The 24703-nt window shown below is 41.0% G+C and carries 31 protein-coding genes; 19 read left to right on the forward strand and 12 right to left on the reverse strand.

Annotated elements, in window-relative coordinates:
• Window positions 1-3: 3 nt before the first annotated feature.
• Window positions 4-162 carry a hypothetical protein gene (locus tag SYN7502_RS20115; protein ID WP_210391323.1) on the reverse strand — a complete coding sequence of 53 codons (159 nt, stop codon included), beginning with the start codon at window positions 160-162 and terminating at the stop codon, window positions 4-6.
• A gap of 159 nt (window positions 163-321) precedes the next feature.
• Here SYN7502_RS20115 and SYN7502_RS04950 point away from each other — a divergent pair, with 159 nt between their 5' ends.
• Complete coding sequence (locus SYN7502_RS04950; protein WP_051023581.1) at window positions 322-624, forward strand: IS5/IS1182 family transposase; 303 nt, start codon at window positions 322-324, stop codon at window positions 622-624.
• A 39-nt stretch (window positions 625-663) separates the two neighbouring features.
• Window positions 664-888 (forward strand): tyrosine-type recombinase/integrase, encoded by a 225-nt coding sequence (locus SYN7502_RS04955; RefSeq protein WP_465245763.1) that lies wholly within the window; start codon window positions 664-666, stop codon window positions 886-888.
• Between the two features lie 24 nt (window positions 889-912).
• Here SYN7502_RS04955 and smc read toward each other — a convergent pair whose 3' ends face one another.
• Complete coding sequence (smc, locus tag SYN7502_RS04960) at window positions 913-4404, reverse strand: chromosome segregation protein SMC (protein WP_015167780.1); 3492 nt, start codon at window positions 4402-4404, stop codon at window positions 913-915.
• Between the two features lie 106 nt (window positions 4405-4510).
• Complete coding sequence (locus SYN7502_RS04965; RefSeq protein ID WP_041429935.1) at window positions 4511-5119, reverse strand: peroxiredoxin; 609 nt, start codon at window positions 5117-5119, stop codon at window positions 4511-4513.
• An 86-nt stretch (window positions 5120-5205) separates the two neighbouring features.
• Between SYN7502_RS04965 and hisB the strand changes: the two genes are divergently transcribed.
• Complete coding sequence (gene hisB, locus SYN7502_RS04970; protein WP_015167782.1) at window positions 5206-5802, forward strand: imidazoleglycerol-phosphate dehydratase HisB; 597 nt, start codon at window positions 5206-5208, stop codon at window positions 5800-5802.
• A 22-nt stretch (window positions 5803-5824) separates the two neighbouring features.
• Here the strand turns inward: hisB and prmA are convergent, their stop codons facing one another.
• Together prmA and SYN7502_RS04980 are read right to left on the reverse strand one after the other, a co-directional pair.
• Window positions 5825-6736: a 50S ribosomal protein L11 methyltransferase gene (prmA, locus tag SYN7502_RS04975; protein ID WP_015167783.1), complete on the reverse strand. Its 912-nt coding sequence runs from the start codon at window positions 6734-6736 to the stop codon at window positions 5825-5827.
• 49 nt (window positions 6737-6785) lie between these two features.
• Entirely contained in the window at window positions 6786-7220 is a 435-nt protein-coding gene (locus tag SYN7502_RS04980; protein ID WP_015167784.1) for a DUF4346 domain-containing protein, read from the reverse strand.
• Between the two features lie 42 nt (window positions 7221-7262).
• Here SYN7502_RS04980 and purN point away from each other — a divergent pair, with 42 nt between their 5' ends.
• Entirely contained in the window at window positions 7263-7844 is a 582-nt protein-coding gene (gene purN / locus SYN7502_RS04985) for a phosphoribosylglycinamide formyltransferase (protein ID WP_015167785.1), read from the forward strand.
• Window positions 7845-7874: 30 nt separating this feature from the next.
• Here the strand turns inward: purN and argF are convergent, their stop codons facing one another.
• The 3 genes from argF to SYN7502_RS21150 all read right to left on the reverse strand — a co-directional run bounded on the left by argF (window position 7875) and on the right by SYN7502_RS21150 (window position 10067).
• Complete coding sequence (gene argF, locus SYN7502_RS04990; RefSeq protein ID WP_015167786.1) at window positions 7875-8789, reverse strand: ornithine carbamoyltransferase; 915 nt, start codon at window positions 8787-8789, stop codon at window positions 7875-7877.
• A 125-nt stretch (window positions 8790-8914) separates the two neighbouring features.
• Window positions 8915-9817: an ACP S-malonyltransferase gene (gene fabD, locus SYN7502_RS04995; protein ID WP_015167787.1), complete on the reverse strand. Its 903-nt coding sequence runs from the start codon at window positions 9815-9817 to the stop codon at window positions 8915-8917.
• Window positions 9818-9938: 121 nt separating this feature from the next.
• Window positions 9939-10067, reverse strand: coding sequence for a hypothetical protein (locus SYN7502_RS21150; protein WP_256377867.1), 129 nt, complete (start codon window positions 10065-10067; stop codon window positions 9939-9941).
• Between the two features lie 23 nt (window positions 10068-10090).
• On the opposite strand from SYN7502_RS21150, the gene SYN7502_RS19585 reads away from it, so the two are divergent.
• Window positions 10091-10273, forward strand: a complete 183-nt coding sequence (locus SYN7502_RS19585) for a hypothetical protein (protein ID WP_144050173.1) — start codon at window positions 10091-10093, stop codon at window positions 10271-10273.
• Between the two features lie 6 nt (window positions 10274-10279).
• Here the strand turns inward: SYN7502_RS19585 and SYN7502_RS05000 are convergent, their stop codons facing one another.
• Window positions 10280-10690, reverse strand: coding sequence for a hypothetical protein (locus tag SYN7502_RS05000; RefSeq protein ID WP_015167788.1), 411 nt, complete (start codon window positions 10688-10690; stop codon window positions 10280-10282).
• 227 nt (window positions 10691-10917) lie between these two features.
• Here SYN7502_RS05000 and SYN7502_RS05005 point away from each other — a divergent pair, with 227 nt between their 5' ends.
• From SYN7502_RS05005 to SYN7502_RS05030, 6 genes are all read left to right on the forward strand, one after another.
• A complete protein-coding gene (locus tag SYN7502_RS05005; protein WP_015167789.1) occupies window positions 10918-12114 on the forward strand; it encodes a glutathione S-transferase family protein in 1197 nt (398 codons plus the stop codon).
• Window positions 12115-12280: 166 nt separating this feature from the next.
• The gene (gene rpmE, locus SYN7502_RS05010) at window positions 12281-12562 is read left to right on the forward strand and encodes a 50S ribosomal protein L31 (RefSeq protein WP_015167790.1); all 282 of its coding nucleotides are present in this window, start codon (window positions 12281-12283) and stop codon (window positions 12560-12562) included.
• Window positions 12563-12613: 51 nt separating this feature from the next.
• Window positions 12614-13708: a peptide chain release factor 1 gene (gene prfA, locus SYN7502_RS05015; RefSeq protein ID WP_015167791.1), complete on the forward strand. Its 1095-nt coding sequence runs from the start codon at window positions 12614-12616 to the stop codon at window positions 13706-13708.
• A 459-nt stretch (window positions 13709-14167) separates the two neighbouring features.
• Window positions 14168-15028, forward strand: coding sequence for an adenine-specific DNA-methyltransferase (yhdJ, locus tag SYN7502_RS05020; protein WP_015167792.1), 861 nt, complete (start codon window positions 14168-14170; stop codon window positions 15026-15028).
• A gap of 13 nt (window positions 15029-15041) precedes the next feature.
• Entirely contained in the window at window positions 15042-16199 is a 1158-nt protein-coding gene (locus SYN7502_RS05025) for a hypothetical protein (protein ID WP_015167793.1), read from the forward strand.
• Window positions 16200-16458: 259 nt separating this feature from the next.
• Window positions 16459-17367, forward strand: coding sequence for a cell division protein FtsX (locus SYN7502_RS05030; RefSeq protein WP_015167794.1), 909 nt, complete (start codon window positions 16459-16461; stop codon window positions 17365-17367).
• A gap of 35 nt (window positions 17368-17402) precedes the next feature.
• On the opposite strand, the gene SYN7502_RS05035 is transcribed toward SYN7502_RS05030, so the two are convergent.
• Together SYN7502_RS05035 and psb28 are read right to left on the reverse strand one after the other, a co-directional pair.
• On the reverse strand, window positions 17403-17915 hold the full coding sequence (locus SYN7502_RS05035; RefSeq protein ID WP_015167795.1) for a MogA/MoaB family molybdenum cofactor biosynthesis protein: 513 nt from the start codon (window positions 17913-17915) through the stop codon (window positions 17403-17405).
• A gap of 37 nt (window positions 17916-17952) precedes the next feature.
• On the reverse strand, window positions 17953-18294 hold the full coding sequence (gene psb28, locus SYN7502_RS05040; protein WP_015167796.1) for a photosystem II reaction center protein Psb28: 342 nt from the start codon (window positions 18292-18294) through the stop codon (window positions 17953-17955).
• Window positions 18295-18454: 160 nt separating this feature from the next.
• Here psb28 and SYN7502_RS05045 point away from each other — a divergent pair, with 160 nt between their 5' ends.
• From SYN7502_RS05045 to SYN7502_RS05080, 8 genes are all read left to right on the forward strand, one after another.
• Window positions 18455-19513 carry an undecaprenyldiphospho-muramoylpentapeptide beta-N-acetylglucosaminyltransferase gene (locus SYN7502_RS05045; RefSeq protein ID WP_015167797.1) on the forward strand — a complete coding sequence of 353 codons (1059 nt, stop codon included), beginning with the start codon at window positions 18455-18457 and terminating at the stop codon, window positions 19511-19513.
• A 4-nt stretch (window positions 19514-19517) separates the two neighbouring features.
• Complete coding sequence (locus tag SYN7502_RS18135) at window positions 19518-20519, forward strand: hypothetical protein (RefSeq protein ID WP_015167798.1); 1002 nt, start codon at window positions 19518-19520, stop codon at window positions 20517-20519.
• A 71-nt stretch (window positions 20520-20590) separates the two neighbouring features.
• The gene (locus tag SYN7502_RS05055) at window positions 20591-20989 is read left to right on the forward strand and encodes a rubredoxin (protein ID WP_015167799.1); all 399 of its coding nucleotides are present in this window, start codon (window positions 20591-20593) and stop codon (window positions 20987-20989) included.
• A gap of 51 nt (window positions 20990-21040) precedes the next feature.
• Window positions 21041-22057 carry a photosynthesis system II assembly factor Ycf48 gene (locus SYN7502_RS05060; protein ID WP_015167800.1) on the forward strand — a complete coding sequence of 339 codons (1017 nt, stop codon included), beginning with the start codon at window positions 21041-21043 and terminating at the stop codon, window positions 22055-22057.
• Window positions 22058-22065: 8 nt separating this feature from the next.
• Window positions 22066-22737, forward strand: coding sequence for an endonuclease III (gene nth, locus SYN7502_RS05065; protein ID WP_015167801.1), 672 nt, complete (start codon window positions 22066-22068; stop codon window positions 22735-22737).
• An 87-nt stretch (window positions 22738-22824) separates the two neighbouring features.
• On the forward strand, window positions 22825-23385 hold the full coding sequence (efp, locus tag SYN7502_RS05070) for an elongation factor P (protein WP_015167802.1): 561 nt from the start codon (window positions 22825-22827) through the stop codon (window positions 23383-23385).
• Window positions 23386-23844, forward strand: a complete 459-nt coding sequence (accB, locus tag SYN7502_RS05075) for an acetyl-CoA carboxylase biotin carboxyl carrier protein (protein WP_015167803.1) — start codon at window positions 23386-23388, stop codon at window positions 23842-23844.
• Window positions 23845-23887: 43 nt separating this feature from the next.
• Complete coding sequence (locus tag SYN7502_RS05080) at window positions 23888-24403, forward strand: rhodanese-like domain-containing protein (protein WP_015167804.1); 516 nt, start codon at window positions 23888-23890, stop codon at window positions 24401-24403.
• A 47-nt stretch (window positions 24404-24450) separates the two neighbouring features.
• On the opposite strand, the gene SYN7502_RS05085 is transcribed toward SYN7502_RS05080, so the two are convergent.
• Window positions 24451-24630 carry a PCP reductase family protein gene (locus tag SYN7502_RS05085; protein WP_015167805.1) on the reverse strand — a complete coding sequence of 60 codons (180 nt, stop codon included), beginning with the start codon at window positions 24628-24630 and terminating at the stop codon, window positions 24451-24453.
• Window positions 24631-24703: the final 73 nt, after the last annotated feature.

The raw sequence follows: 24703 nt of genomic DNA on the forward strand, positions 1-24703 counted from the left end.
ACTTTATTTATTTCTTTTGCAAAAATCCATAAGATCCCGTGAAAACTCCCAAGCAGTGGTATGTCCCCAATTGACCAAACACTGCTCTCCTTGAAGAGAGATCGCCTCACCTGCCCATCCATACAACCCACGCTTAGTAACCTTGTCTCCCACCTGCGGCACATACAATAGCTCAGGATTGTGCCAAACCAAAAGAAATAATGGCGTTGCAGAGTTTAGTATGAACCAAATATTGTTTAAAGGCTAGGAATAATATCCAGCATAAGCTTTAATTTCTAAGGTTTGTATATTTCATACCTATATCTGCAACGCCAAAGTAGAATGTATATCAGTAAAGATATTGAGTTAATTGCTGATAAAGGATATCAACGGATAAAGAAGCTTCATAAAAATAGTAAAACCCCAAATAAAAAGCCAAGGGGTAAAGACTTAACAAAAGAACAAAAGCAATCTAATCGAACTTTAGCTAGGGAGAGAATTGCTATTGAACATACTTTTAGGAAACTAAAAATATTTAGAATATTATCTGGAAGGTATCGCAATCGAAGACAACATTTTGGGCTAAGGTTTAATTTGATTACTGGTACCTATAATTATGAGCTGAAATTAAAACTATCTTCTTAAATACACAAGCAAGAGGTCTAGTGTATTAGGCGGTTTATTTTGTTTCACAATAAGCGTCATCCCAGCAAAATGGGTGGTGATATCGACAAACGAGTTGGATGTCATACATTTCGCCATAGCTTTGCCACACATTTGTTACAGAATGGCTATGATATTCGCACGGTGCAGGAGTTGCTGGGGCATAAAGATGTGAAAACCACCATGATTTATACCCATGTGCTGAATCGGGGGGGGAAAGGGGTAATCAGTCCGCTTGATCGCTAAATCAGAGAAGGATTAATATTATTTCTAACCCGATCGCAACTGTAAGCCTAAAACTTGAGTATGTGCGCCACGAGCTTGAGTAACACCGATGGTTCGATCTGCGGCTTCAATCATAGGACGGCGAAGACTGACCACAATAAACTGGGCGGATTCTGCCTGTTTACGCACCATTGCTGATAAACGTTCCACATTAGCACCATCAAGGAACATATCAACTTCATCAAAGGCATAGAAAGGTGAAGGGCGATAGCGTTGTAAAGCGAAGATGAAACTAAGGGCAGTGAGGGATTTTTCACCTCCGGACATGGAGGCAAGATGAGTTACCTGTTTCCCCTTGGGATGGGCGACTAGGGTTAATCCACCTGAAAGCGGGGCAGAGGGATTTTCTAACTGCAAATGTCCATCACCATCGGAAAGTTCGGCAAAAATGGTTTTGAAATGTTCGTTGACAGCATCAAAGGCTTGCATAAACGATCTCTGGCGCAGAGTTGTAAAATTCTCAATGCGTAAAAGTAATTCTGTGCGTTCTTGGCTCAGGGTTTCAAGGCGTTCACTGAGTTCCGTGAGGCGGTTAGTAGTGGCTTCATATTCAGCGATCGCCATCATATTAACTGGTTCCATTGCCGTAATGCGCTTTTGCAGTCGCCGTACTTCCATTTGCAACTGTTCTAAGGTCATATCTGATGGCAGTTCAGAAATCGGATTAGGAAGTTCAATTTTTTCAATATCTTGGGCAATTTGTAGGAGTTGAGATGTAACTTCTATTTGTTCCTCCTGTTGCTTTTGCAGTTGCCATTGCAGTTGTTGCTGCATAGCTTGATGATTTCTGAGATTGCGATCGCTCTGATCCCGTTCCTGTTTAACTGCGCCAAGGGTTTGATCCACCACATTTAATTTAGTTTGTAGTTCCAGAATTTGCGACTCCATACCTTTAGCTTGAGTTTGAGATTGGGCGATCGCATTCAGCAATCCCATTTGTTCAGAACGTAATTCTTGTAGTCGGCTCTGCCGTTGATTAATCTTCTCCTGGTTGAGATGCCCTTGATTTTGGATACGTTCTAACTCTTGGGTCGCAGCACTGAGATTCAATTCATGGTGATTTAGTTCCTGTTCGGCAGTTTGGACAAGGGTTTGGGAGTTTTGCCAATCGGTATGGGTACTAGAGGATTCCAAGTTGGCTAAATTAGTTCTGACAATGGCAAGGCGGGATTCGAGGGCTGTAATATTCGTAACGAGGGTTTCCATCTGTCCATGACTGAGATTTAGGGCGGTTTGCTGTTGTTGAATTTGAGTTTGGATTTGCTGCTGGCGTTGGATTTGCTTGGTATGGCGATCGCTTTGTTGTTGTAGTTGTTGAACCTGCAATTTTGAGGCTTGGAGTTCGGTTTCAGCAGTCTTAGCGGTAATTTGCAAACTAGAGAGCTTTTGGTTCAGGCTTTGCAATATCCGATCGATTTCTTCCAGTCTTGTCGATAGCTCAATCACTTCCGATGATTCCCTTGGTTCCTTTTGAGCATAATTACCAAACTGCATTCCCGTGTGATTACTAGAACTCCCGCCAGTCATTGCTCCTGTGGTTTCCAATAGATCGCCATCCAATGTCACCATGCGGTACCTGCCAATGTGAGGACGGGCTTGATCTAGGCGTTCATAAATTAAAGTCTGTCCGAAAATAAAAGCGAACACATCCAAATATTCATGATCAAATTCGATTAAATTCAAGGCGTAATCGATCGCCCCGCAGCGTGGATCGAATCTTGGTAATGCCCCTGCCCGCTTCAGTTTATTTAAGGGTAAAAATGTCGCCCGCCCCGCCCGTTGGGTTTTGAGTAAGTTAATGGCATCGGCAGCCACCCCATCATCATCGACTACTAAAAACGTCATCCGATTTCCCGCCGCAATCCCTAAAGCTGATTGATACTGCGGTTGCACCCAGCCCAGTTCCGCCACTAAGCCATGTACTCCCCTGAGGTTCGCTTCCATAATTACTTGGGATGCCCTTGTACCTTGAATTTCCCTCGTAGCCTGAGTCTGTGCTTCTAATTTATCTAGCTGCCGAGATTTTAGCCTTTGTTCATTAATTAAGCGTTCTTGGGTAGTTTTTAGGGTTTGAGTTTCTGCTAAAGCTTCACTGAGGGCGATCGCATGGGATTGAGCTAAGGCTTGAATATTAGTTAAATCCAGATCGCAAGAAGATTCGTTTAATTCCAGATGATTAAGTTCATTGGTTAATGCCTCAATTTGCAGTTGCCATTGTTGCGATCGCTCTTGCAGGCGGGTGAGTTCTTGGCGTTGGGGATCGAGTTGCGCTAATAAGTTATTTATCTCGGTTTGTAGTTGAGCTTGTTGTTTAACCCAATCCGTTGAAGCTGAGGCGATCGCCTGTAATTGGGTGCGATAACCTGTCACAATTTCCAATTGCCGATTGCGGACTTGGGTTATATCTAGAATTTCCTGCTCCTTAGCTTGCCGCTGCCTAGATAGCTGCTCAGTTTCTTGTAAATATTGACTGATTTCCGTCTGGATACGTCCAATTTGTTCTTGATTAGTGCGATCGCGATTGCTAGATTCCTGTTGTGTCCGTTGTAAGGCTCTGAGTTCAGCATTTTTAGTGGCAATTTCACTGGTTAATGCTAAATGTTCATCTTCCCCTAAACTTTTTACCTTTAAATTCAAAGCTTCCAGTTCTAAATTAGATGTAGCAATAGTTTGAGCTAGTTCCGCTAATTCCTGATCGAGTTCCTTAATCGTGACCCGAATATTAGCCTGTTGCTTTAGTTTCTGCTTTTGCTGTTGTTGCAGTTGGCGGTGGTGTAATACTACCTCTGAGGATTCTAAGGTTGCTAATTCCTGCCGTAATGCCTGATATTTTTGTGCCTTGAGGCGATCGCTTTTCAGTTTTTCCTGTGCTAGGATCAATTCCTGCTCCACAATCCGAAACTTATCCTCTTGGGATTTGACATCATCTAGCTTTTCTTTGGCAGTAATAATTTTGCGATCAAATTCACCCACTCCTGCTAATTCATCAATAATGGCACGGCGATCGCGGGAGTTCATGGAAATAATGCTCGTCACATCTCCCTGTAAAACCACGTTGTAGCCTTCGGGATAAATTCTCAAACTAGCCAACTGCTCATGGAGTTCGGTTAAGGTGCAAGGCGAACCATTAATGTAATAGGTAGAAGTATAGGTACCCTGTCCTGTAACTCGTAATCTACGGCTTACAATCCATTCATCTAAGCCATTCACTGGTTGATCAAGGGCAAAGGTCACAGTGGCACTTGCTTCTACGGTCTTACCCTTTTTGCTATGTTCTTGATTTACCAAATCTGGTAGCCGCTCCGCCCGCATCCCCTTGGAACCAGATAAACCGAGGGCAAATAATAAAGCATCAAGAATATTAGATTTCCCCGAACCATTAGGACCTGAAACCACCGTAAAACCGGGCAACATCGGAATGGGGGTGGTGTTACCAAAGGATTTAAAACGGGATAGCTCAATGTGCTTGATATACATGGGGCTAGCAGTGCTTGAGAGACTTAAATCTATCTCAAATTTATGATGCCAATACCTTAGCACTAACTATGGAAATTAGGCTATTGAAGTTAGTTGAAAGACTAGTTCAAAGACTGGCAAAAAAATCCTTTGACTCCTTCGGTGTGGGTGTCATCGTTGCCTGACCGGGTTGCCAACCTACGGGACAAACTTCGTTAGGATTAGCTTGGGTATATTGAATCGCTTTCAGATTCCGTAAGGTTTCATCTACACTCCGCCCCACATCAAGGTTATTAATAGTGGTGTGCTGTAAAATTCCTGCTTTATCAATAATAAATAACCCCCTTAATGCCACACCTGCTTCGGGAATGAGGACATTGTAGGCAGCACTAATAGATTTGGTAATGTCAGCAACTAGGGGATAATTTAAGTCACCGATACCACCTGATTTACGATCGCTTTGAATCCAAGCCAAATGGGCAAATTCACTATCTACGGATACACCTAATATTTCCGTATCAAGGGCTTTAAACTCATAGTAGCGATCGCTAAATGCCGTAATTTCTGTGGGACAGACAAAAGTAAAGTCCAAGGGATAAAAGAACAGCACAACGTATTTTTTCTCTCGATAGCTGGAAAGTTTTATGGTCTGAAATTCCTGATCGATAACCGCCGTAGCCGTAAAGTCGGGAGCAGTTAGCCCTACTCGTAAAGCTTGAGTAAAATCATTAGTCATATCAAATATACCTAAATTCATTCATCCGCTAAATCATATAAGATTCGGTTAAAATATTACTCCTAATTAATTCTTGAGCAGCCTTTATGTCAGCAGCACGCACCGCCACAGTTCACCGCCAAACAGGAGAAACTAATGTTAAGGTCTCCTTGGATTTAGATGGTAAAGGCAAAGGGGCGATCGCTACAGGGATTCCGTTTTTAGATCACATGTTGCAGCAAATCTGTACCCACGGATTAATTGATCTAAATATTCAGGCGCAGGGGGATTTACACATAGATGATCACCACACGAACGAAGATGTTGGTATTACCCTAGGACAGGCTTTAGCAAAATCCCTGGGCGATCGCAAAGGCATTATTAGATTTGGACATTTTACTGCCCCATTAGATGAAGCTTTGGTACAAATAAGCTTAGATTTTTCGGGTCGCCCTTACCTAGTCTATGGCTTAGATATTCCGACCCAGCGAGTTGGTACCTATGATACTCAGTTGGTACGGGAGTTTTTTCAAGCAGTTGTTAATCATGCCCACATTACTCTGCATATTCGCCAGTTAGATGGTATTAATTCTCACCATATTATTGAAGCTACATTTAAAGCTTTTGCCCGATCGCTGCGCATGGCAGTAGAACCAGACCCTCGACAGATCGATGTAATTCCTAGTTCTAAAGGGGTCTTATAGTTTGTAAATTAGCTTTTAAGAATTAACTACGTCTAATGGTTAAACAAGTCCAGTCTTTAAGTTTCCACAGAGTCCCAACTACCCAACCATGACTTTCTAGGGCATCAACAATGGGATGAACTTGAGACAATAAAATTCCACTTAAAATTCCCCAGCCATTAGGTTTAATTAAATGCTGAAAACTGGGAATCAAGCCCAAAATCACATCGGCAATGATATTACAGGCAAAGCCATCCACAGGTTCTGGTATGTTCTCTAGTAAATAATCTAGGCTGCCTTCTCCTACCCAAATTTTCTCAGCAGGAATGTGATTAAGTTCACGATTTTCATTGGTGGCTTTGACTGCCATAATATCAGTGTCAATGGCATAGGACTTAGTTGCACCCAGTAAAACTGCGGCGATCGCTAAAATTCCAGAGCCACAGCCAATATCGGCAAAGGTAAGGTTTTGATTGTGAGCATCATATAGGCGCATTTCGAGAGCTTCAAGGGATAGTTGAGTGGTGGGATGATTACCTGTACCAAAGGCTGATCCCGGATCGAGACGGACAACTAAGCGAGTATTGTCAGCAGGTGCTTCTAACCAAGCGGGAATAATAATTAATTGATCGCCAATTTCTTGGGGTGCCCAGTGCTGTTTCCAACTGCTTGACCAGTCTTCTTCATTGATGAGGTGCCATTTAACCCTGGGAGGTTCTGAATCCGCAGCGATCGCATCTTGTTTTAGCCATAGGGATAGAGCCGCAAGATCAAGAAAAGAAGCCTTAGCAGATGGGAGGTACGCTTTAGTTAAAGAATTTGTTTCCGTAACTTGGGTAGCGGTACCTTGGCAGCCAAATCTCTGTAATCGCCAAAATATCTGTTCTTCTAGGACTGGATTCCCCAAGACTTGGATTTCCCACCAGCTATTACTCACAATTTCCTTGGTCTCCATAATCTTGAATTAAATTTTGGCTGCAAATTTAGACTTAATCTTGAATAACTTAATCTTGAATATATGTTTGATTTTGACGTAAAGCCCACTCTGCCTTTTGTGCCTCCCTGCCTATATAGGCGGCATGATCCAGCATGGTCACTGGGGGTATAGAACTATTTTCAAAAATTTCCACACATAATTGTTTTGCGGTATATGCCTGAAATACCCTAGTCGGTTCCCGTTTAACTTGTCCTTTAGCGGGAATCACCTTGCCAGTTTCTGGATCGGTGGCTAACCCTTGGGCGTTGATCTCGTTAGTAAAGTGCTTGGCAAAAATTAGCTTTTGAATTGGATCGATATAGATAATAAAATAGCCCGCCGTATCCAGTGCTATAAACCGTTTTGACAGTTCCGCATCAATTTGATCAATGTTTTCATCAATATTTTGATTGTGCTTAATGACAATTTGGTTCGGCACTAATGTTTCGGGTGGAGTGGGCATGTTAGATAATGAATCGTACTTTTAATATCTTATCGCAGGCTTATGCTTAATTATCTTGGGATTCTGGCTTCTGGTAGTGGCAGTAATATGGAGGCGATCGCCAATGCCATTAGTAATAAAGAAATTAATGCCCAAATTCGAGTGGTTATTTATAACAATCCCGATGCCAAGGTCAAAGAGAGGGCGGAAAGACTGGGAATTCCTGCGGTGCTAATTAATCATCGAGATTATAAAAGCCGTGAAGATTTAGATCGGGCAATTATTCAAACCCTAAATGAATATCAAGTTAATCTGGTGATTATGGCGGGTTGGATGCGGGTTGTGACTCAGGTATTAATTGATGCCTTTAGCGATCGCATTTTAAATATTCATCCCAGTCTATTACCGAGCTTTCGTGGTACCCATGCTATCGATCAGGCGTTAAATTATGGTGTAAAAATTGCTGGCTGTACGGTGCATATTGTTAGTTTGGAAGTAGATAGTGGCAAAATTTTAGAACAAGCGGCGGTACCAGTTTTAACAAGTGATACGGTTGAGTCCCTACAACAACGCATTCAGGTACAAGAGCATATAATTTATCCCAAGGCGATCGCTAATTTTCTAGCTCCAGTCTCAAATACCTGAATGGCATATTTAATCTAAAATTCGCATTCTCTACAAAATACTTACTAATAGAGCTTTTTGCGCGTGAAGTCGATTTTCTGCTTCATCCCATACCTTAGATTGACTACCTTCTAAAACTTCTACTGTAATTTCTTCACCACGGTGGGCAGGTAAGCAATGAAGAACGATCGCTTTGGGGTGTGCTAATGCCATCAGTTCAGAATTTAGTTGAAACGGTTGAAATAACGGAATGCGATCATCAGCCTCTTGTTCCTGCCCCATACTTGCCCAGACATCGGTATAAAGTACCTGCGCTCCCTTGGCAGCTAAGTGGGGATCGTTAGTGACTAAAACCTCAGATTTACCATTGGCAATAGTTTTAGTTTGCGCTACGATTTCTGGGTCGGGCGTAAACCCGACTGGGGAAGCAATTCGCACGTTCATCCCCACCAAAGCGCAACCTAACATTAAAGAATGCGCCATATTATTGCCATCACCAAAGTAAGTTAGGGTTAGTCCTGTTAAACCACCAAAGTTTTCGATAACGGTTAATAAATCTGCTAGTGCCTGACAGGGATGTTCACGATCGCTCAGGGCATTTATGATCGGAATTTTACAATATTTGGCAAAGGTTTCTAATTCTGACTGAGCAAAAGTTCTGATCGCCAGAGCATCTACATAGCGATCTAAAACCCTAGCAGTATCTTCCACGGGTTCCCCTCGCCCAACTTGGGTAGTGCTGGGCAGTAGATCAATTACATGACCGCCTAACTGATGCATTGCTACCGAAAAGCTAACTCTGGTGCGGGTTGATGCCTTACGAAATAATAACCCTAGAGTTTTACGCTCAAAATTGGGACGTAGCTCGCCTGACTTTAATTGCTTTGCTAGGTCTAAAAGTTCCAGAATTTCGGAGGTCTGTAAATCTGCCAGACTGAGTAAGTCACGCCCTTTCAAGTTAGTCATGGATGCTTAGTCAAAAAATATCCCCTTATCATAGCCTAGTTAAGCTTTTTTCTTAGCCATGTATGAGTTAGGTTTGGGGTATTGTCAATAAATGAGCGGGATAAGTTTTGGGGTAACCTAAAGAACTAATTCTGATTTACAGAAACATACTCGGCTAATTGGTTAAGGTTAGAGATATTGAATAACTTGAGATTACTGGCAGTGCGCTTAATCAATCCCGTCAAAACCTTACCTGAACCAATTTCTACAGCCTGTTCATAGCCCGATGATTGTAAGTACAGACAAATCTCTCGCCAGCGCACGGGTGCAGTCATTTGCTGGGCAATTAGTGATTTTAGTTTTGTAGGATCGGTGGTGGGTTGGTGGGGTTGTACATTTGACAGGACAGGGATTTGGGCATCTTTAAACTCGACCTTGGCTAAAATTTGCGTAAACTTTTCCGCCGCCCCTGCCATCATGGGTGAGTGAAATGCTCCGCTAACTGGTAAAGGAATAGCCCGTTTAGTTTTGACTCGATCGCAAACTTGCTTTATAGCCTCAATATCACCAGAAATTACAACTTGATCAGCACTGTTATCATTGGCTAAGACTACACCTGCGGTTTGAGCAATTACTGCCTCTAGTGCAGCTCGATCAAAACCTATTAAAGCTGTCATTCCTCCAGTTGTTGCCTGAGACATTAGCAGCGATCGCTCTCTTACCAACTCTAAACCCGTAGCAAAATCAATAACCTCAGCCGCATATAAAGCGGTAAGCTCTCCTAAACTATGCCCAGTAAGAACATTGGGACTATAACCTTTGGATTTGAGGATGTCGATTAAAATTGCCGAAATAACGTAGAGGCAAGGCTGAGTAAACTGAGTTTTTGATAATTCTGTAATTTCTTTGTGGCATTTATCAGCGATCGCCCAGCCCAAAATATCTTGAGCTATTTGTAATTTTTCTTGACTAGATTGTTGATTGAACAGGTCTGCACCCATATCTACTGCTTGCGATCCCTGCCCTGGGAAAACCCACACTGTTTGCATAGAATTTATTAAAAATTAAAACTAGATATTAAAAGCTACTTAAGGAATGAAAAATAAAAGATCTTAACTAGATTAAGGTTAACTAGCTTATCATCTTGCTGATTCAGTTGATTTGCTAATACTAGATTTGCAGCGATCGCTTGGGGAAGGCATTCCTAAGTCTTTGATATAATTTTTCAATACGAATCAGGATAGGCATTTTGAGAAAACCTATGATTGCAAATACCCAACCAAAATTAGGATCGGACATAGAGCAGGAGATGAATCTTAGTTTTGAGCAATTCTTGGGTCAAAGCCCTGAAGACGGTCGCTATGAACTGGTGGATGGCAAAATTAGTTTTTAGCCTAGATGCTGAAGGAAAATATCAACTAACTCGGTTTCAAAATGATGAGCTAATTATTTCGCCCACATTTCCCCAATTACAACTTACAGCTACTCAAATTATTTCCGCTTAGATTTGGCTATCGCAACCCAAAGAAGTTACCACTATTGGCACTAAAAGGAGTAGCACCCAGTAAAGGTGGGGTAATTTGCCAATTTCCCTGTTCATATTTATATTGGGCTAATTTAACTTGCCGATTGTTTTCAACTACAATGTCATAGCGATTTTCTAGGGCAACGTTCCCCAGTTTTTGCATAATCTCGTAACGCTTGATGTAGTTAGCTGTTAACCATGTCTGACTGTTAACTTGGAGTCTAATAAGTTTGGCATCTTGATCAATTATCCAATTTTCAATAAATCCTTCCCCTAGGCGATCGCTAATCCACCATAAACTTGGCTGAGATGGTGCCAATGGTACTAGCGCATCTGGGTTTTGTGCTTGTGCTGCCAGTGGGAGTAATACGAGTAAAACCATTAACCAAAACTTCATAACTAGCCTAGTGGTAATGCAATGCCCCACTTCTATCTTGAACTACAAACACAACTAAGTCAATGGAATCAATGGATCAAGGCAAAAGATCAATGACATCTGCGAGTATTTTACGAGACAGGAGCATCGTTAGAATAAGTATAAAATTATACCTAAGCTAGACTGAGTATAGACCTGTTCACTTTTACGAATCTATCTAAATCACCCCTAATTATTGACTGGATTATATGACACCTCTGACTTGGACAGAACTAGAAGCCCTCACAGATTTTCAAATCGATACTACTAACGGCAATACCAACTCCCAATCTCGATTACGGCTATTTGGACAATCAGAATCTGATGTGCGGGTTACCCTATTTCGAGATCATCATGCTTGGTGTCCCTATTGTCAAAAAGTTTGGCTATGGCTAGAGGAAAAGCAAATCCCCTATCGCATTGAAAAAGTGACAATGTTTTGCTATGGCGAAAAGGAAAGTTGGTACAAGCACAAAGTCCCTTCGGGAATGCTGCCAGCGATCGAGTTGGATGGCAAAATTATTACGGAAAGTGATGAAATTTTGATTGCCCTAGAACGGGTATTTGGCAAACTCAATCACAGTATGAAAGACTCCTTGGTTATGCCCTTGAGAAAATTAGAGAGACTTCTGTTTAGAGCATGGTGCAATTGGTTATGTTACCCCATAACTTCAGAACGTCAAGATCAAACTCTTCGTCAGCAATTTAAAGATGTGGTAGCAATGGTTGAATCTGCTCTAGCAAAGACCTCTGGTGATTATTTTCTGGATCAGTTTGGGATCGTGGATGTGATCTTTACCCCATACGTTGAGCGTATGAATGCCAGTCTTTATTACTACAAAGGCTATTCCTTGCGAGATGAAAATCCCTATTTATCCCATTGGTTTAATGCCATGGAAACCCGCCTTACCTACAGAGGTACTCAGAGTGATTTTCATACCCATGCCCATGATTTACCGCCGCAAATGGGAGGCTGCTATAGGAACAATGAGCCGCAAACACTGATTAATCAAACAAAGGTAGATAACGGTTCTTGGTTTGAGCTACCCGATGTTAAGTATCCAGAACCAGAGAATGCCCGTGCGGAGGCACTATACCGAGTCTTGAAGCACCGACATAATATTATCCGTATTAATCCTGCGGAAAATAGCTTAATTGATCAAGCATTACGCTGTGCTTTAACTTTTATGGTTACTCAAGAAGTATGTGTACCACCTCAGGATTCTGATCTAGCTCTAAGATATTTGCGCGATCGCATTAGTGTGCCACGGGATATGTGTATTTATGCGGCAAAACATTTACGGGAGTCCTTAGAAAAAACTGCTGCCTTGGTGGGCGATCGCCCTTCTCCTCCGTTACCAACCTCCCATCGTAGGGATCAAGACCCAGCAAATTTTAGGTCTTGAGTTTCCAGTTACTCAATCCAGCCCAATTATGAAGGGTTTTGTTCGGCTTACTAGATGCAAGAAAGTTACTCAGAAAAATTAAACTATAAACTTTAGCTATTTAGACTAATATGCTAGGCTAGTAAAGCTGTATTTAAGTTTCTATACCTTTCTATATTCTATAGCCATGCCTAAACCTAATATTCACCCCACATGGTATCCCGATGCCAAAGTTATCTGTAACGGCGAAGTAGTTGCAACCGTTGGCTCCACAAAGCCTGAGCTCAATGTTGATATTTGGTCTGGCAACCACCCCTTTTATACTGGTACCCAAAAAATTGTTGATACCGAAGGGCGTGTAGAAAGATTTTTGCGTAAGTATGGGATGTTCGATGCTAACGCTGCTGAAGATGCTGTTCCTCAAGAAGAAGTTAAAGTTAAAAGAGGCATCAGAAGTCGCAAGAAATAGCAGTATTGATTGTTTGGCTTTTCCCTTGATTTCCCACCTCATAAATGCAGTATGCCCGCTCCCTATCTTCTTAGCAAGCTCAAATCCGTAGAGCAAACCTTTAATGAACTGACCCGTCGCATGGGTGATCCTGATGTTGCGAAAGACCCTTCTGAATTTCAGCGCATCGCCAAAGCCCGTGCATCTTTAGAGGAGACTGTCCAAACTTTTGATACCTTGCGGAAAGCGGAAACTGATCTACAGGAATCTGAGCAAATTCTCAAAGAGTCCAATGATCCTGAGTTAAAAGAAATTGCGTCCTTAGAGATTGAAGAGCTAAGAGCTAAGTTAGAACATTTAGAAGAGCGGCTAAAATTACTGCTTTTACCCCAAGACCCCAATGATGATAAGAATATCATGCTGGAAATTAGGGCTGGTACTGGTGGTGATGAAGCTAGTATTTGGGCGGGAGATTTACTCAGGCTCTATTCCCGCTATGCCGATCGCCAAGGTTGGAAAGTAAAACTAGTCAGCGAATCCATTGCCGAATTGGGTGGTTTTAAAGAAGCTGTGTTAGAAATTCAAGGCGATCGAGTTTATAGCAAGCTGAAATTTGAGTCAGGGGTGCATCGAGTGCAACGAGTCCCTGCCACGGAGGCATCGGGTAGGGTGCATACTTCTACAGCTACAGTCGCCGTTATGCCCGAAGTAGATGCGGTGGAAGTGCATATTGATCCCAATGATATTGAGTTAACAACCATTCGCTCAGGCGGTGCGGGCGGACAAAACGTGAACAAAGTGGAAACTGCGGTGGATTTAATGCACAAACCCACAGGGATTCGGGTTAAGTGTATGGAAGAGCGATCGCAACTGCAAAACCGAGAACGGGCAATGCAGATTCTGCGGGCAAAACTGTATGAAATTAAAATGCAGGAACAACAGGATGCCGTAACGTCAATGCGGCGATCGCAAGTTGGAACTGGTGCTAGATCAGAAAAAATTCGTACCTATAACTATAAAGATAGTCGCCTTACCGATCATCGTCTCAATCAAAACTTTACCCTAGCTAGTATTTTAGATGGGGATTTAGAAGAAGTAATTCAAACCTGCATTTCTCAAGATCAACAGGAACGCTTACAAGAACTTGCTACTTCTATGGGTGAATAGTCGGCTTTATTGATCAGAGCCTTATTCCATAGGATATTTGCAGGTATTGCTAGTTGCCTGATCCCTGAGGTGATGCAAAATCATTCTGAATTTATTTTTGCTGGGTTCAGCTACTTTCTTCTGTTTCTAAGCATTAGTTTTGCAATATTGCTCTGCATTTTTCCGTGTTATACCCCGTATAAGGATGTTATCCAGAAAAATTCTGCCTAGTACACTAAATAATTGTTTTACTCGACAGTTTCCGTATAATCACCTTGTATTGGGTAGTTATACAGAAAGTTTCAGTATAATACTTAGGTAGCTTAACCCTCGGGGGAGTCGTTATGGAGGGCATGCTCACTCCAATCAATTCATAAGATCAAAGTTAAGATTTGTAAGCTGCTTGTATTAAAGAAGTTCGGATACTAGCCGATTGCAGTATTCTTATCTCTATTTGTTGACGGATACTTCTTTAAACACATGGTCAAGATTGAACAGTACGAGGACAATGAGCATATTCTATTTCATGGCGATGCCCTACATACTTTGTCTAGTAAAGTTCCCTCTGAGTTTGTGGATCTTATTTTTGTTGATCCTCCCTACAACATAGGAAAGCGATTTTCAAATTTTTACGACAAATGGGAATCTGAAGAAGAATATGCGAAGTGGGCATATAAACTGCTTGATGAATGTCTTCGAGTGTTGAAGCCAAATGGAAGTTTGTATGTCATGACAAGCACCCAAGCAATGCCGTACTTTGACCTTTACTTAAGACAAAGAATGGTAATTCTTAGTCGAATTGTTTGGCATTATGATAGTTCTGGAGTTCAAGCAACAAAATATTTTGGCTCAATGTATGAGCCTATACTTCACTGTGTCAAAGATAAGAATAATTACATTTTTAATTCAGAAGATATTAAGATAGAAGCAAAGACAGGTGCACAACGAAAATTAATTGACTACAGAAAAGCAATTCCAAGCCAATACAGTACAGAAAAAGTGCCCGGTAATGTATGGTATTTTCCACGTGTAAGATATCGGATGGAAGAATATGAAAATCATCCTTCGCAAAAACCCGAATCATTACTAGAGAGAATTATTCTTGCAAGCACTGGTAAGGGTAACATTGTGCTTGATCCATTTGCAGGAACTTTTACTTCGGCTGCTGTAGCAAAGCGTTTAGGACGAAATTCAATTAGCATTGAATCTCAAGAAGAATATCTGAAAGTTGGTCTTAGGCGAGTTTTGGGATGGCAAGAGTACAAAAAGGAAAAACTATTGCCTCCATGTAAGAAGAATACTAGAAAGAATAAGAACGGACAAAAAATTAACGTAATATAGGAGAGCATTTTTGATGCCGATAGTACAGCATGAGTTCACAAGCAAGATTGTTGAAATTCTAAATTCTCATTTTCCTAATCAGGGAGTTACAGTTCTGAATTCTAGTGAGTTATTACAGTATCTAAACATTAAAACAAAAGCTGCTAATCGAGGCTCAAAATCACGAGCGGGGTTTGCAAATCACTATGCTATTTATGTTCTAGTTGAAGACTATCTCAATAATGAATTTCATATTCGAGGTGGGTATGATGATTATCAAGGTGCTCAGTTTGTCACACTTTTTCGTAGACAGAGAGAGCTTCCATTTGGCAATAAGCTACAAAATCACGCACTAAATCATCGTCTGAATGAAGAATTTAAGAAATACTTCCCGACAATATCCTATGTGCCGGTAATAAGAGATGCTACAACAAATAGATATTGGATCAACGAAAATCTTATTAAAATTTCAGTTGGTGGAAATCAAATAAATATTGCTGAAGCTGTAAAGAACATTATTGATGCTTACGTGCAAGCACGGAGAGAGTCGTTTAGTGACTTCATGATCTACTGCCAGCAAATGATCGATATCCAACAGCAAGAGCCTCAGCGGGCTCTTGAATTCATTCGAGGTTTGCTAAGACCAAATATCGATGCAAGAGTTTTTGAAATTGTGAGCTATGCAATTTTAAAGGAATACTATGGCGATCAAAAAATTTACTGGGGATGGTCACCTGATGAGCTAAATGTTGAGTATTTGATTTTATATAAAACTGGTCGCACAAATGCGAATGATGGAGGAATAGACTTTGTAATGAAGCCTCTGGGACGATTTTTTCAGGTAACAGAAACTATTGACGCTGGAAAATATTTTTTAGATATCGATAAAGTGCAAAGATACCCTATAACCTTTGTTGTAAAAACTGAACAGACGACTGAAGAAATCTTAGATAAGGTTGAGGAACAAGCTGCGGCAAGATATAGCATCAAGGCTATTGTTAGAAGGTATATGGAATCCATAGAAGAAGTCGTAAATATTCCAGAACTAATGGATCGTTTTAATTCAGTTTTACAACAAGGCAAAGGAGGTGCCGTTATCGAAGAAATAGTTTTACAGAGTCGTGTTGAATTCAATGTAGAGGCAGAGGAACAGGACGTTCTCATCTATGGAGATACAGTAGACGATGATTAATATTCACGCCACCTAACACTGCGTTGGTGCGGACGGAACAGAGGTTATCGGTGAGAGTTCAAGGTTATTTGCCGCCGCACAACTTCACCGTTATATCTACCGATACTACTAATTGAGTTTGTTGAGATTGTCTGAGTGCGACCATACTAAATAATTGAGCCATAATAACTGATTATAATTTTTCTCTTTGTAACTAGAGCCGCGATCGCTATACTCATAATTAGTGTCAACACTGGCTAGTAAACAATTTTTTAAGCAAATGTCCACTTTTTTAACCAAATTAGATTATCTCCTGCGCGAAACTTTACTGGGAATCAAGCGAGGCGGCTGGATGAACTGGGCAGCAATTAGCACCGTAGCAGTTTTATTATTTTTATTTGGTGCCAGCTTACAAACTAGTTGGCAACTGGAAAATGTCTTAGGGCAGTTGGGTAGTCAGCTTGAGATTTCCGTATATTTAGAGCAGAATGTTGCTGGAATAACTATGCAGCCGCAAATAGAAGGTATAGCAGGCGTGGCTACGGTGCAGATAATTGACAAAGAGCAAGCTTGGCAGAAATTACTTAAAGATTTAGGCGATATTGATCCTAAAAATGCTACGGCACAATTGGGGGTAAATCCCCTAGTAGATGAATTAAAAGTACGAGCAATCAATAGCGATCGCCTGCCAGAATTAGCAAAACAAATTCAGAAAATTGCAGGAGTAAATGAGGTTTGGTACACCAATGAGGTGGTGGATCGGCTCCGTCAATTGCGACAGGCTGTAACCAGTACTAGTTCAGTGGTAGTGGTGGTTTTTACCCTAGTAGCGATCGCCGTAATCATGACCACGATTCGCTTGATTGTGATGGCAAGACGTTTGGAAATTGAAATCATGCAACTGGTGGGAGCTACTGCCAATTGGATTTATTTTCCATTTATATTACAAGGTGTTTTCTTTGGCATTATCGGCGCAGCGATCGCCTATACGATGCTAGTCCTTGGCTTAAATTTGCTTTCGGGCATAATTGTGAACCAGCCTGAATTAATTAAATCTTTGAGTATGGGATTAACTAATGATCCACGAGTAGAGTATTTCTTGCCAGTAATTTTATTGGGATTCGGGTCGGCGATCGGCGTTTTAGGCAGTTTAATTGCCGTCCGCAGATTTTCTTTAAATCAAACTTAAGCTATTTTTCTGACAAACTTCCTTGGCAAATTTCTCTAGTGTAATCCTTGCATTTGTCTAACTAGGTGAATAATTTCAGGTTGAATTAACTGCTCGATCGCTAATTTGACAGCATTACTAGAACCGGGTAAGGAAAACACTAGCTTATTTTGATAAATACCTGCCACTGCCCTAGAAGCGATCGCCCGTGATCCAACTTCTTGCCAACTTAAATAGCGAAACATCTCCCCAAAGCCGGGCAAAGTTTTTTCTAACAAGGCAGCGATCGCATCGTAGGTGGTATCCCTAGGCGCAATCCCCGTCCCTCCATTTAAGATAATGGCATCAAGCTCTGGATCGGCAGCTAATTTTTGCACATATTCCCGAATTTGCTCAGGCTCATCTTTAACAATTACATAGCTACTGATGATGTGACCAGCATTACTAAGTGATTGTTTAATAAAGTTACCACTCTTGTCATTGTCAAAGGAACGAGTATCACTAACCGTAATTACAGCGCAGTTAACTCGATGCAATGGTGGATCAGGGCAGGGATTATTAGTTGCCATAGCTGAAATAATTGCTGGAATAATTTAAGTTAACAATCTAAGCTTTATTAAAGCCCATCCCATTCGCTTCGGCATAGCGATTCATAAACCGCATAAACCGATCCCAGGCTTGGGGGCTATCAATAATATATACTGCTTCAATGCCCGCAGGTTTACCATTAATAAATTTGGCATTGACGTTACGAGTTACCAATTCACCTTCTTCATCGGTCATAAACATCCCCGTAATATCAGTTAGGGCTTTATTTGCCTCATTAGTGCATTTTGGGTCTTTAAAGATAAACGTGGCAGTGCCGTTAGAACCATCTTTGGCACGAGTCAGACGAACATCGGAAACATCTTCGTCAATTCCACGGGTTAATTGAATTTTTGCAGTCATATTATATTTTTATAGTTTATTTTTTGTGGTTATTATTTTGTGGTTTATAGTTTTTTAAAAATTTGTTCAGTATATTAAAAAATTTAGTTAGAAGGTCATTATTTCACAATTCCATTAATATTGATACAAGCTATTGGATTGCTATTCTAAGGGAGCGAAATTGAAGAAAATTATCCTAACGGGTGGAGGTACGGCGGGTCATGTTACCCCAAATATTGCCTTAATTCCCAGATTGCAGTCTTTGGGCTGGGAAGTTGAATATATTGGCTCCAAGCATGGCATTGAGCAACGGCTAATTTCTGAATTACATATTCCTTTCTATGGAATTGCTTCGGGTAAATTAAGAAGATACTTTGATCTACAAAATTTTATTGATCCTTTTAAAATTATTAAAGGTGTATTTGATGCCTATTTTCTATTAAGGAAAATCAAGCCCGATATTATATTTTCCAAAGGTGGCTTTGTGACCGTTCCCGTAATTTTAGGAGCTTGGGCAAATGGCATTCCAATTATTATTCATGAATCAGATATTACCCCCGGATTGGCAAATAAAATCTCTATTCCTTTCGCTACCAAAATCTGTGTTACCTTTCCTGAGACCCTGAAGTATATTCCCCAAGCTGTTTTTACAGGTTTACCCATTAGAACTGAAATCTTAGGAGGAAATGCGGAACGGGGACGAGAATTCTGTGGATTTAAGCAAGAATTACCGATTTTATTAGTAATTGGTGGTAGCTCTGGCTCTGAAAAAATTAACTTAGCTGTACGAAAAATTCTGGGGCAGTTAATCACTAAATTTCAAGTAATTCATGGTTGCGGTAAAGATAATACCGATCGCAATTTTGATGATTTGCCTAATTATAAACAGGTGGAATATTTAGGTGCAGAACTGGCTGATGTTTTAGCGATCGCCGATGTGATTATATCCCGTGCTGGAGCTAATTCGATTTTTGAGTTTCTGGCATTAAAAAAACCACATTTACTCATTCCGCTATCTAAAGCCGCTAGTAGAGGTGATCAAATTCTTAATGCTCAGTCCTTTCAGCACTTAGGGTATAGCTCGGTGTTATCAGAAGAGGATTTAACTAGTGAAAGTTTATGGCAGGCAATTAATCAGTTATATGACCGACGGCAGGAATATATTGAGGCGATGACTGGTAGCGAAATTGGCGATATTATTAGTAGGATCACTCAGTTAATAGAGCAAGTCGTAGGTTAGGTATATGGCACAAAGCAGCATTTTAGAACTTGCCAAACAGGGAGATGGAGATGCGATCGCCACCCTAATTAATCGTTCCATTCAAGCTAAGGGCATTACGGCTACAGCTAATTTGGATCATGCCTGCTTACATATTGATCTGCGATCGCCCCAAAAAATCAACCAAAAAGCTATGGTATCTCTGATTCGGAAAGGGATGCTGAGCCTACAGGTTAAAACTATTCAGGAATTAGAAATTTCTGCCTATCTATCTGATTATGAAACCGCCAGCGATCAGTTAATTTGGGAAATTCATTTACATCTGGAATCATCGGAAGTAGCTTTAGAACCAAACTCTGCGATCGCCCTTAATGAAAATAAAGGTGAAAGTAAAAATGCAATTCCCGATCCCATACCTCCAACCCAAATTCCTAACCAAATTTCTACAGATGCAACCGTCACCGCTCTAACTGTTCACCAACCCGTCCAAATTAAACACATTCCCCAATCTTACCAAGATATTATTATTCGCTTTACCGACCCGCTTTACGGACATATTAAATGCCTTTGTACTCTGACGGAATTAGTACAGGTAATTAATAACTTTAGTTTTGGTAGTGCTAATCCTGCCCTTAAAAACCTATTGGAAGCGATCGCTGAATCCACAACTATTGATCAAAATGGCGATCGGATCATTAATAATATTTCTGTCCTGCAACCCGGTTCTCAATGGCAAAAGGCAAAAATCAGATTAGTAGTCAATATCTTTTTTGAATCAGAAGGCTATGTGCCACCGACAGATACTAATATAAATAGCAATACAGACGTAATTACCCTCGAAGCTGCCCCGATCGAAGAAAAGCCCGAACCAGCCAAAACACCCAAACAAATATTACTTGAAGACCTGTCCAGCTTACTTAGTGACATTGGGAAATCAGAGCCAACGGAGCCACTAGCTAGTAAATCAGAAGCTCCAGAGTCAGATAATGATGTCATGACCCTAGATGAATTAAGCAAAGTTTGGTAATGGATCAAATTAGGTTAGCGATCGCAAAAATGTCATAATCTGTAACAGTAAGGCTTTTAAAAAACAAGTTTATGGAACCCGAAATTAATAATTCTGAGCAATCAATTCAGGAAATAAATCCACCAAGCCCAGTCCTATTAGAGCCTGTAGTAGCAATTGAAGAGCCGCACCGCTACGAATGTGGTTCCTGTGGCTATGTCTATGAACCGACTTCTGGTGATCCCAAGCGGGGAATTATTCCCGGTACTCTATTTACCGATTTGCCAGCCGATTGGCGTTGTCCTGTTTGCACATCTCGTCCCGCCGTATTTTCGGATATTGGGATTCCCAGTAAGCCATCGGGATTTACGGAAAATTTAGGGTATGGATTTGGGGTAAATGTGATGACTCCGTCCCAGAAGAACCTATTAATTTTTGGGTCTTTGGCTGTTGCATTTGCCTTTTTTATGAGCCTTTATGCTCTTGATTAAGCTTTTTAAAAAATATCAATATAAATATCAATAAAATTAGGAATTTTTCTGGTGAAAAAATATCTTTGTGCTGTTTTTCTGGCTTTTATTTTAGTTGTTACTCTTACCTTTACAGGCAATTCCCCACAGGCGATCGCTGCTAATTTAGATACAGGTCTAAATTCTGGAACTTGGCATCGGGTGGAACTACCCACCAAAGCTACTTTGCTTGATATTGCTTTTAGTAGCACCAATCCAGATAGTGGCTGGCTAGTCGGTACAGATGGAGCTTTGCTAGAGACTAAAGATGGCGGTAAAACATGGGAACCTAGAAACCTTGAACTTGGTGATGGCATCTATCGGTTTATATCGGTAAGTTTTATCGGTGATGAAGGTTGGATTGTCGGTAAGCCTTCGTTACTTCTACATACCGAAGATGGAGGTAAGTCGTGGAACCGTATTGGTTTAAGTTCTAAACTGCCCGGTGATCCAGCCCTAATTAAAGCCCTAGCCCCCCAGACAGCAGAAATGGCGACCGATGTTGGCGCAATCTATCGCACAAGCGATCGCGGACAAAATTGGAAAGCTTTAGTAACTCAGGCTGTGGGTAACGTGCGAAATCTCTATCGTGCCGATGATGGTAGATACATTGCGGTGTCGGCAAAGGGTAACTTTTACTCCACTTGGTCACCAGGGGAAGCAGCATGGACACAACATAATCGTAATAGCTCCCGTCGTGTGCAACGCATGGGCTATAGTCCCGATGGCAGAATTTGGATGCTAAACCGAGGTGGGCAGTTACAGTTTAGTAAATCCACTACGGTCGATAGTTGGGAAAAACCCCAATATCCAAAGCAGGCTAAGGGCATAGGATTCCTGGATTTAGCATACCAAGACGATCAAAATGTTTGGGTTACGGGTGGTAATTCTATTTTGTTGCACAGTGAAGATGGCGGTAAATCTTGGGTCAGAGATGAATCCTTAAAAGGTACTGGAGCAAATTTTTATAGTATTTTGTTTGTGGGTAGCGATCGCGGCTATATCCTAGGACAGGATGGTAGCTTATTAACATACTCCCCTAATTCCTAGACTTCATCATGGGTATTGCCAAAAAGAAATATGCCAATCAAATTCGCGCCTTAGAGATTTTAGTACGCTTAAAACGGCTTTACCCTGATGCTACTTGTACGTTGAACTATGAAACCCCTGTACAGCTTTTAGTTGCAGTAATTCTTTCTGCCCAATGTACCGATGAACGCGTAAATATTGTCACAGCAGAGTTGTTTCGGCGATTTCCTGATGCTAAGGCGATCGCCGAGGCAGATTTAGCAGAAATTACAGAAATAGTACGCCCTACGGGTTTCTATCGCAATAAGGCTAAAAATATTCAAGCCACCTGTGCCTTATTACTGCAAAAGCATGGGGGAGAAGTACCGAAAACCATGCCCGAAATCATAGAGCTACCCGGAGCCGCCCGCAAAACCGCCAATGTGGTATTGGCACATGCCTATGGTATTAACGCAGGTGTGACCGTAGATACCCATGTCAAAAGGCTTTCAGGCAAACTGGGTTTAACCAAGCATGATGACCCCATTAAAATTGAACGGGATTTGATGGGTTTGCTACCCCAAGCAGATTGGGAAAACTGGTCAATTCGTCTGATCTATCACGGTCGAGCCGTATGTAAAGCACGGAAACCCGATTGTAGCAATTGTGCCTTGGTAGATTTATGTCCATCATCGGAGGTATCAGCTCCAACTAATCCGTAGCGAGAATTTAGCAAATTTCCAAATATTCTGAGTATGTGGATACACAACTTAGTACAATAAGAGCCGAATCTAAAAAATCAAGCGCGCATGATCTCCAGTAACGATTTCAGACCGGGTGTAACTATAGAAATGGATAACGGTGTTTGGCGAGTGGTAGAATTTCTCCACGTCAAGCCGGGTAAAGGTTCTGCCTTCGTGCGAACTAAGCTTAAAAATGTCCAAACAGGAAGTGTCCTAGAAAAAAACTTCCGAGCTGGAGAAATGATGCCCCAAGCTGTGCTCGAAAAAAGTACGATGCAGCACACCTATAAAGAAGGTGATCAATTTATCTTCATGGATATGTCCAGCTATGAAGAAGCAACCTTAACTGCTGCTCAAATTGGCGATCGCGTCAAATACATAAAAGAAGGAATGGAAGTTAATGTAATCATGTGGGGCAAGCAAGTCCTAGAAGTTGAATTACCTAACTCTGTTACCTATGAAGTGATTCAAACCGATCCAGGATTAAAGGGTGATAGTGCCACGGGTAGCTCTAAACCTGCAATTATTGAAACGGGAGCTCAAGTTATGGTGCCTCTATTTATCTCCACTGGCGAAAAAATAAAAGTTGATACTCGTACAGATACATATTTGGGGCGTGATAACTAAGTGGAACTTAATTTAGAGGAACTAAAAGAACTAATCTCCCTGATTAACCAGACAGACCTAACGGAATTGAGTCTAGAATTTGGGGATGTGCGTTTAAATATTCGCAAAAGCGAGAAAACCATAGCTCCAGTGAGTCAGGTTGTTTCTGTAGTTCCCTCTGAACCTGTAATTACAGCTGCTCCTGTGCAGGCTCCTCCTCCGAGCAATAAGAACTTAATTGACATTCCCTCTCCAATGGTAGGAACTTTCTATAGGTCGCCTAAACCCGATGAGCCGCCTTTCGTAAATAAAGGGGACTTAGTTCGTAAAGGTCAGCCTGTATGTATTATTGAAGCTATGAAGCTGATGAATGAAATAGAAGCGGATATGGATGGGCGCATTGTCGAGATTTTAATAGATAATGCTCAACCAGTGGGTTATGGACAAGTGTTAATGAAAATTGATCCTACAGCCAAGTAAAAATATTTATCTAAATATCTAAATTAATTGCCGAGGTTTGGGTATGAAACATTGGAGTTACCTAGGAGTATTATTGTTTACTTCTTTTACTTGTTTCCCGATCGCTGCTCAACTTAGATCAGAACTGAGCAATCCTGCAATTGATATGACGGGCTATCTAAAAGTTGCCCAAGAAACTGCTATCCATCGAGAATCAAGGCGATTATCTGAACCTGATTTTATCCTAAAAAGCCTTGAGCCAAATACAATTATCCTAGATGCCCGCAGTCGGCAAAGATATAATGAACTGCATGTTAAAGGAGCTATTAACCTCAGCTTTCCTGACATTGCGATCGCTAGTTTAGAGCAGTTAATTCCAGATAAAAGTACAACTATTCTCATTTATTGTAATAACAATTTTCTGGGAGCAGAGAGTCCATTTCCCACCAAAATTACCACAGCTTCCCTCAATCTCTCGACCTACATCACTCTTTATAATTATGGCTATCGCAATGTATTTGAGTTAGCTCCATTAATTGATATTAAAAATTCTCAGCTTGAGTTTGAGTCTTCTCCGTAAGTGTTTATGTATCGATATTATTGATCGGTATAACTGAGCTAAATTAATCAATTATATTTTTTGTTGAATAACTCTTTAGCTTTTTTATAAATCTCGATTGTAATCTCGTTAAGGTGATTTTCCTGTGCGTAGGTTTCAATCTTTTTACGGGCAAAAGGACGGATAAAAAATGGAATTTCTTTTAGCATTGCCTCAGCTTCTACAGTCCACGAAATTATTTCACTCATTAACTTTAGGAAGGTGTTACCTAATTTTTATCTAAGGATTCTAACATTTTGGGTTAAGGATGCGTCAAAGACA

Origin of the sequence: Synechococcus sp. PCC 7502, assembly GCF_000317085.1 — a bacterium.
Classification (GTDB): Bacteria; Cyanobacteriota; Cyanobacteriia; order Pseudanabaenales; family Pseudanabaenaceae; genus PCC-7502.

Excerpts from the sequence above, each read along its gene's own strand:
- SYN7502_RS04950 (WP_051023581.1), top strand. The coding sequence starts at position 322 with ATGTATATCAGTAAAGATATTGAGTTAATTGCTGATAAAGGATATCAA.
- smc (WP_015167780.1), bottom strand. The coding sequence starts at position 4,404 with ATGTATATCAAGCACATTGAGCTATCCCGTTTTAAATCCTTTGGTAAC.
- SYN7502_RS04965 (WP_041429935.1), bottom strand. The coding sequence starts at position 5,119 with ATGACTAATGATTTTACTCAAGCTTTACGAGTAGGGCTAACTGCTCCC.
- hisB (WP_015167782.1), top strand. The coding sequence starts at position 5,206 with ATGTCAGCAGCACGCACCGCCACAGTTCACCGCCAAACAGGAGAAACT.
- prmA (WP_015167783.1), bottom strand. The coding sequence starts at position 6,736 with ATGGAGACCAAGGAAATTGTGAGTAATAGCTGGTGGGAAATCCAAGTC.
- SYN7502_RS04980 (WP_015167784.1), bottom strand. The coding sequence starts at position 7,220 with ATGCCCACTCCACCCGAAACATTAGTGCCGAACCAAATTGTCATTAAG.
- purN (WP_015167785.1), top strand. The coding sequence starts at position 7,263 with ATGCTTAATTATCTTGGGATTCTGGCTTCTGGTAGTGGCAGTAATATG.
- argF (WP_015167786.1), bottom strand. The coding sequence starts at position 8,789 with ATGACTAACTTGAAAGGGCGTGACTTACTCAGTCTGGCAGATTTACAG.
- fabD (WP_015167787.1), bottom strand. The coding sequence starts at position 9,817 with ATGCAAACAGTGTGGGTTTTCCCAGGGCAGGGATCGCAAGCAGTAGAT.
- SYN7502_RS21150 (WP_256377867.1), bottom strand. The coding sequence starts at position 10,067 with ATGTCCGATCCTAATTTTGGTTGGGTATTTGCAATCATAGGTTTTCTC.
- SYN7502_RS05000 (WP_015167788.1), bottom strand. The coding sequence starts at position 10,690 with ATGAAGTTTTGGTTAATGGTTTTACTCGTATTACTCCCACTGGCAGCA.
- SYN7502_RS05005 (WP_015167789.1), top strand. The coding sequence starts at position 10,918 with ATGACACCTCTGACTTGGACAGAACTAGAAGCCCTCACAGATTTTCAA.
- rpmE (WP_015167790.1), top strand. The coding sequence starts at position 12,281 with ATGCCTAAACCTAATATTCACCCCACATGGTATCCCGATGCCAAAGTT.
- prfA (WP_015167791.1), top strand. The coding sequence starts at position 12,614 with ATGCCCGCTCCCTATCTTCTTAGCAAGCTCAAATCCGTAGAGCAAACC.
- yhdJ (WP_015167792.1), top strand. The coding sequence starts at position 14,168 with ATGGTCAAGATTGAACAGTACGAGGACAATGAGCATATTCTATTTCAT.
- SYN7502_RS05025 (WP_015167793.1), top strand. The coding sequence starts at position 15,042 with ATGCCGATAGTACAGCATGAGTTCACAAGCAAGATTGTTGAAATTCTA.
- SYN7502_RS05030 (WP_015167794.1), top strand. The coding sequence starts at position 16,459 with ATGTCCACTTTTTTAACCAAATTAGATTATCTCCTGCGCGAAACTTTA.
- SYN7502_RS05035 (WP_015167795.1), bottom strand. The coding sequence starts at position 17,915 with ATGGCAACTAATAATCCCTGCCCTGATCCACCATTGCATCGAGTTAAC.
- psb28 (WP_015167796.1), bottom strand. The coding sequence starts at position 18,294 with ATGACTGCAAAAATTCAATTAACCCGTGGAATTGACGAAGATGTTTCC.
- SYN7502_RS18135 (WP_015167798.1), top strand. The coding sequence starts at position 19,518 with ATGGCACAAAGCAGCATTTTAGAACTTGCCAAACAGGGAGATGGAGAT.
- SYN7502_RS05055 (WP_015167799.1), top strand. The coding sequence starts at position 20,591 with ATGGAACCCGAAATTAATAATTCTGAGCAATCAATTCAGGAAATAAAT.
- nth (WP_015167801.1), top strand. The coding sequence starts at position 22,066 with ATGGGTATTGCCAAAAAGAAATATGCCAATCAAATTCGCGCCTTAGAG.
- efp (WP_015167802.1), top strand. The coding sequence starts at position 22,825 with ATGATCTCCAGTAACGATTTCAGACCGGGTGTAACTATAGAAATGGAT.
- SYN7502_RS05080 (WP_015167804.1), top strand. The coding sequence starts at position 23,888 with ATGAAACATTGGAGTTACCTAGGAGTATTATTGTTTACTTCTTTTACT.
- SYN7502_RS05085 (WP_015167805.1), bottom strand. The coding sequence starts at position 24,630 with ATGAGTGAAATAATTTCGTGGACTGTAGAAGCTGAGGCAATGCTAAAA.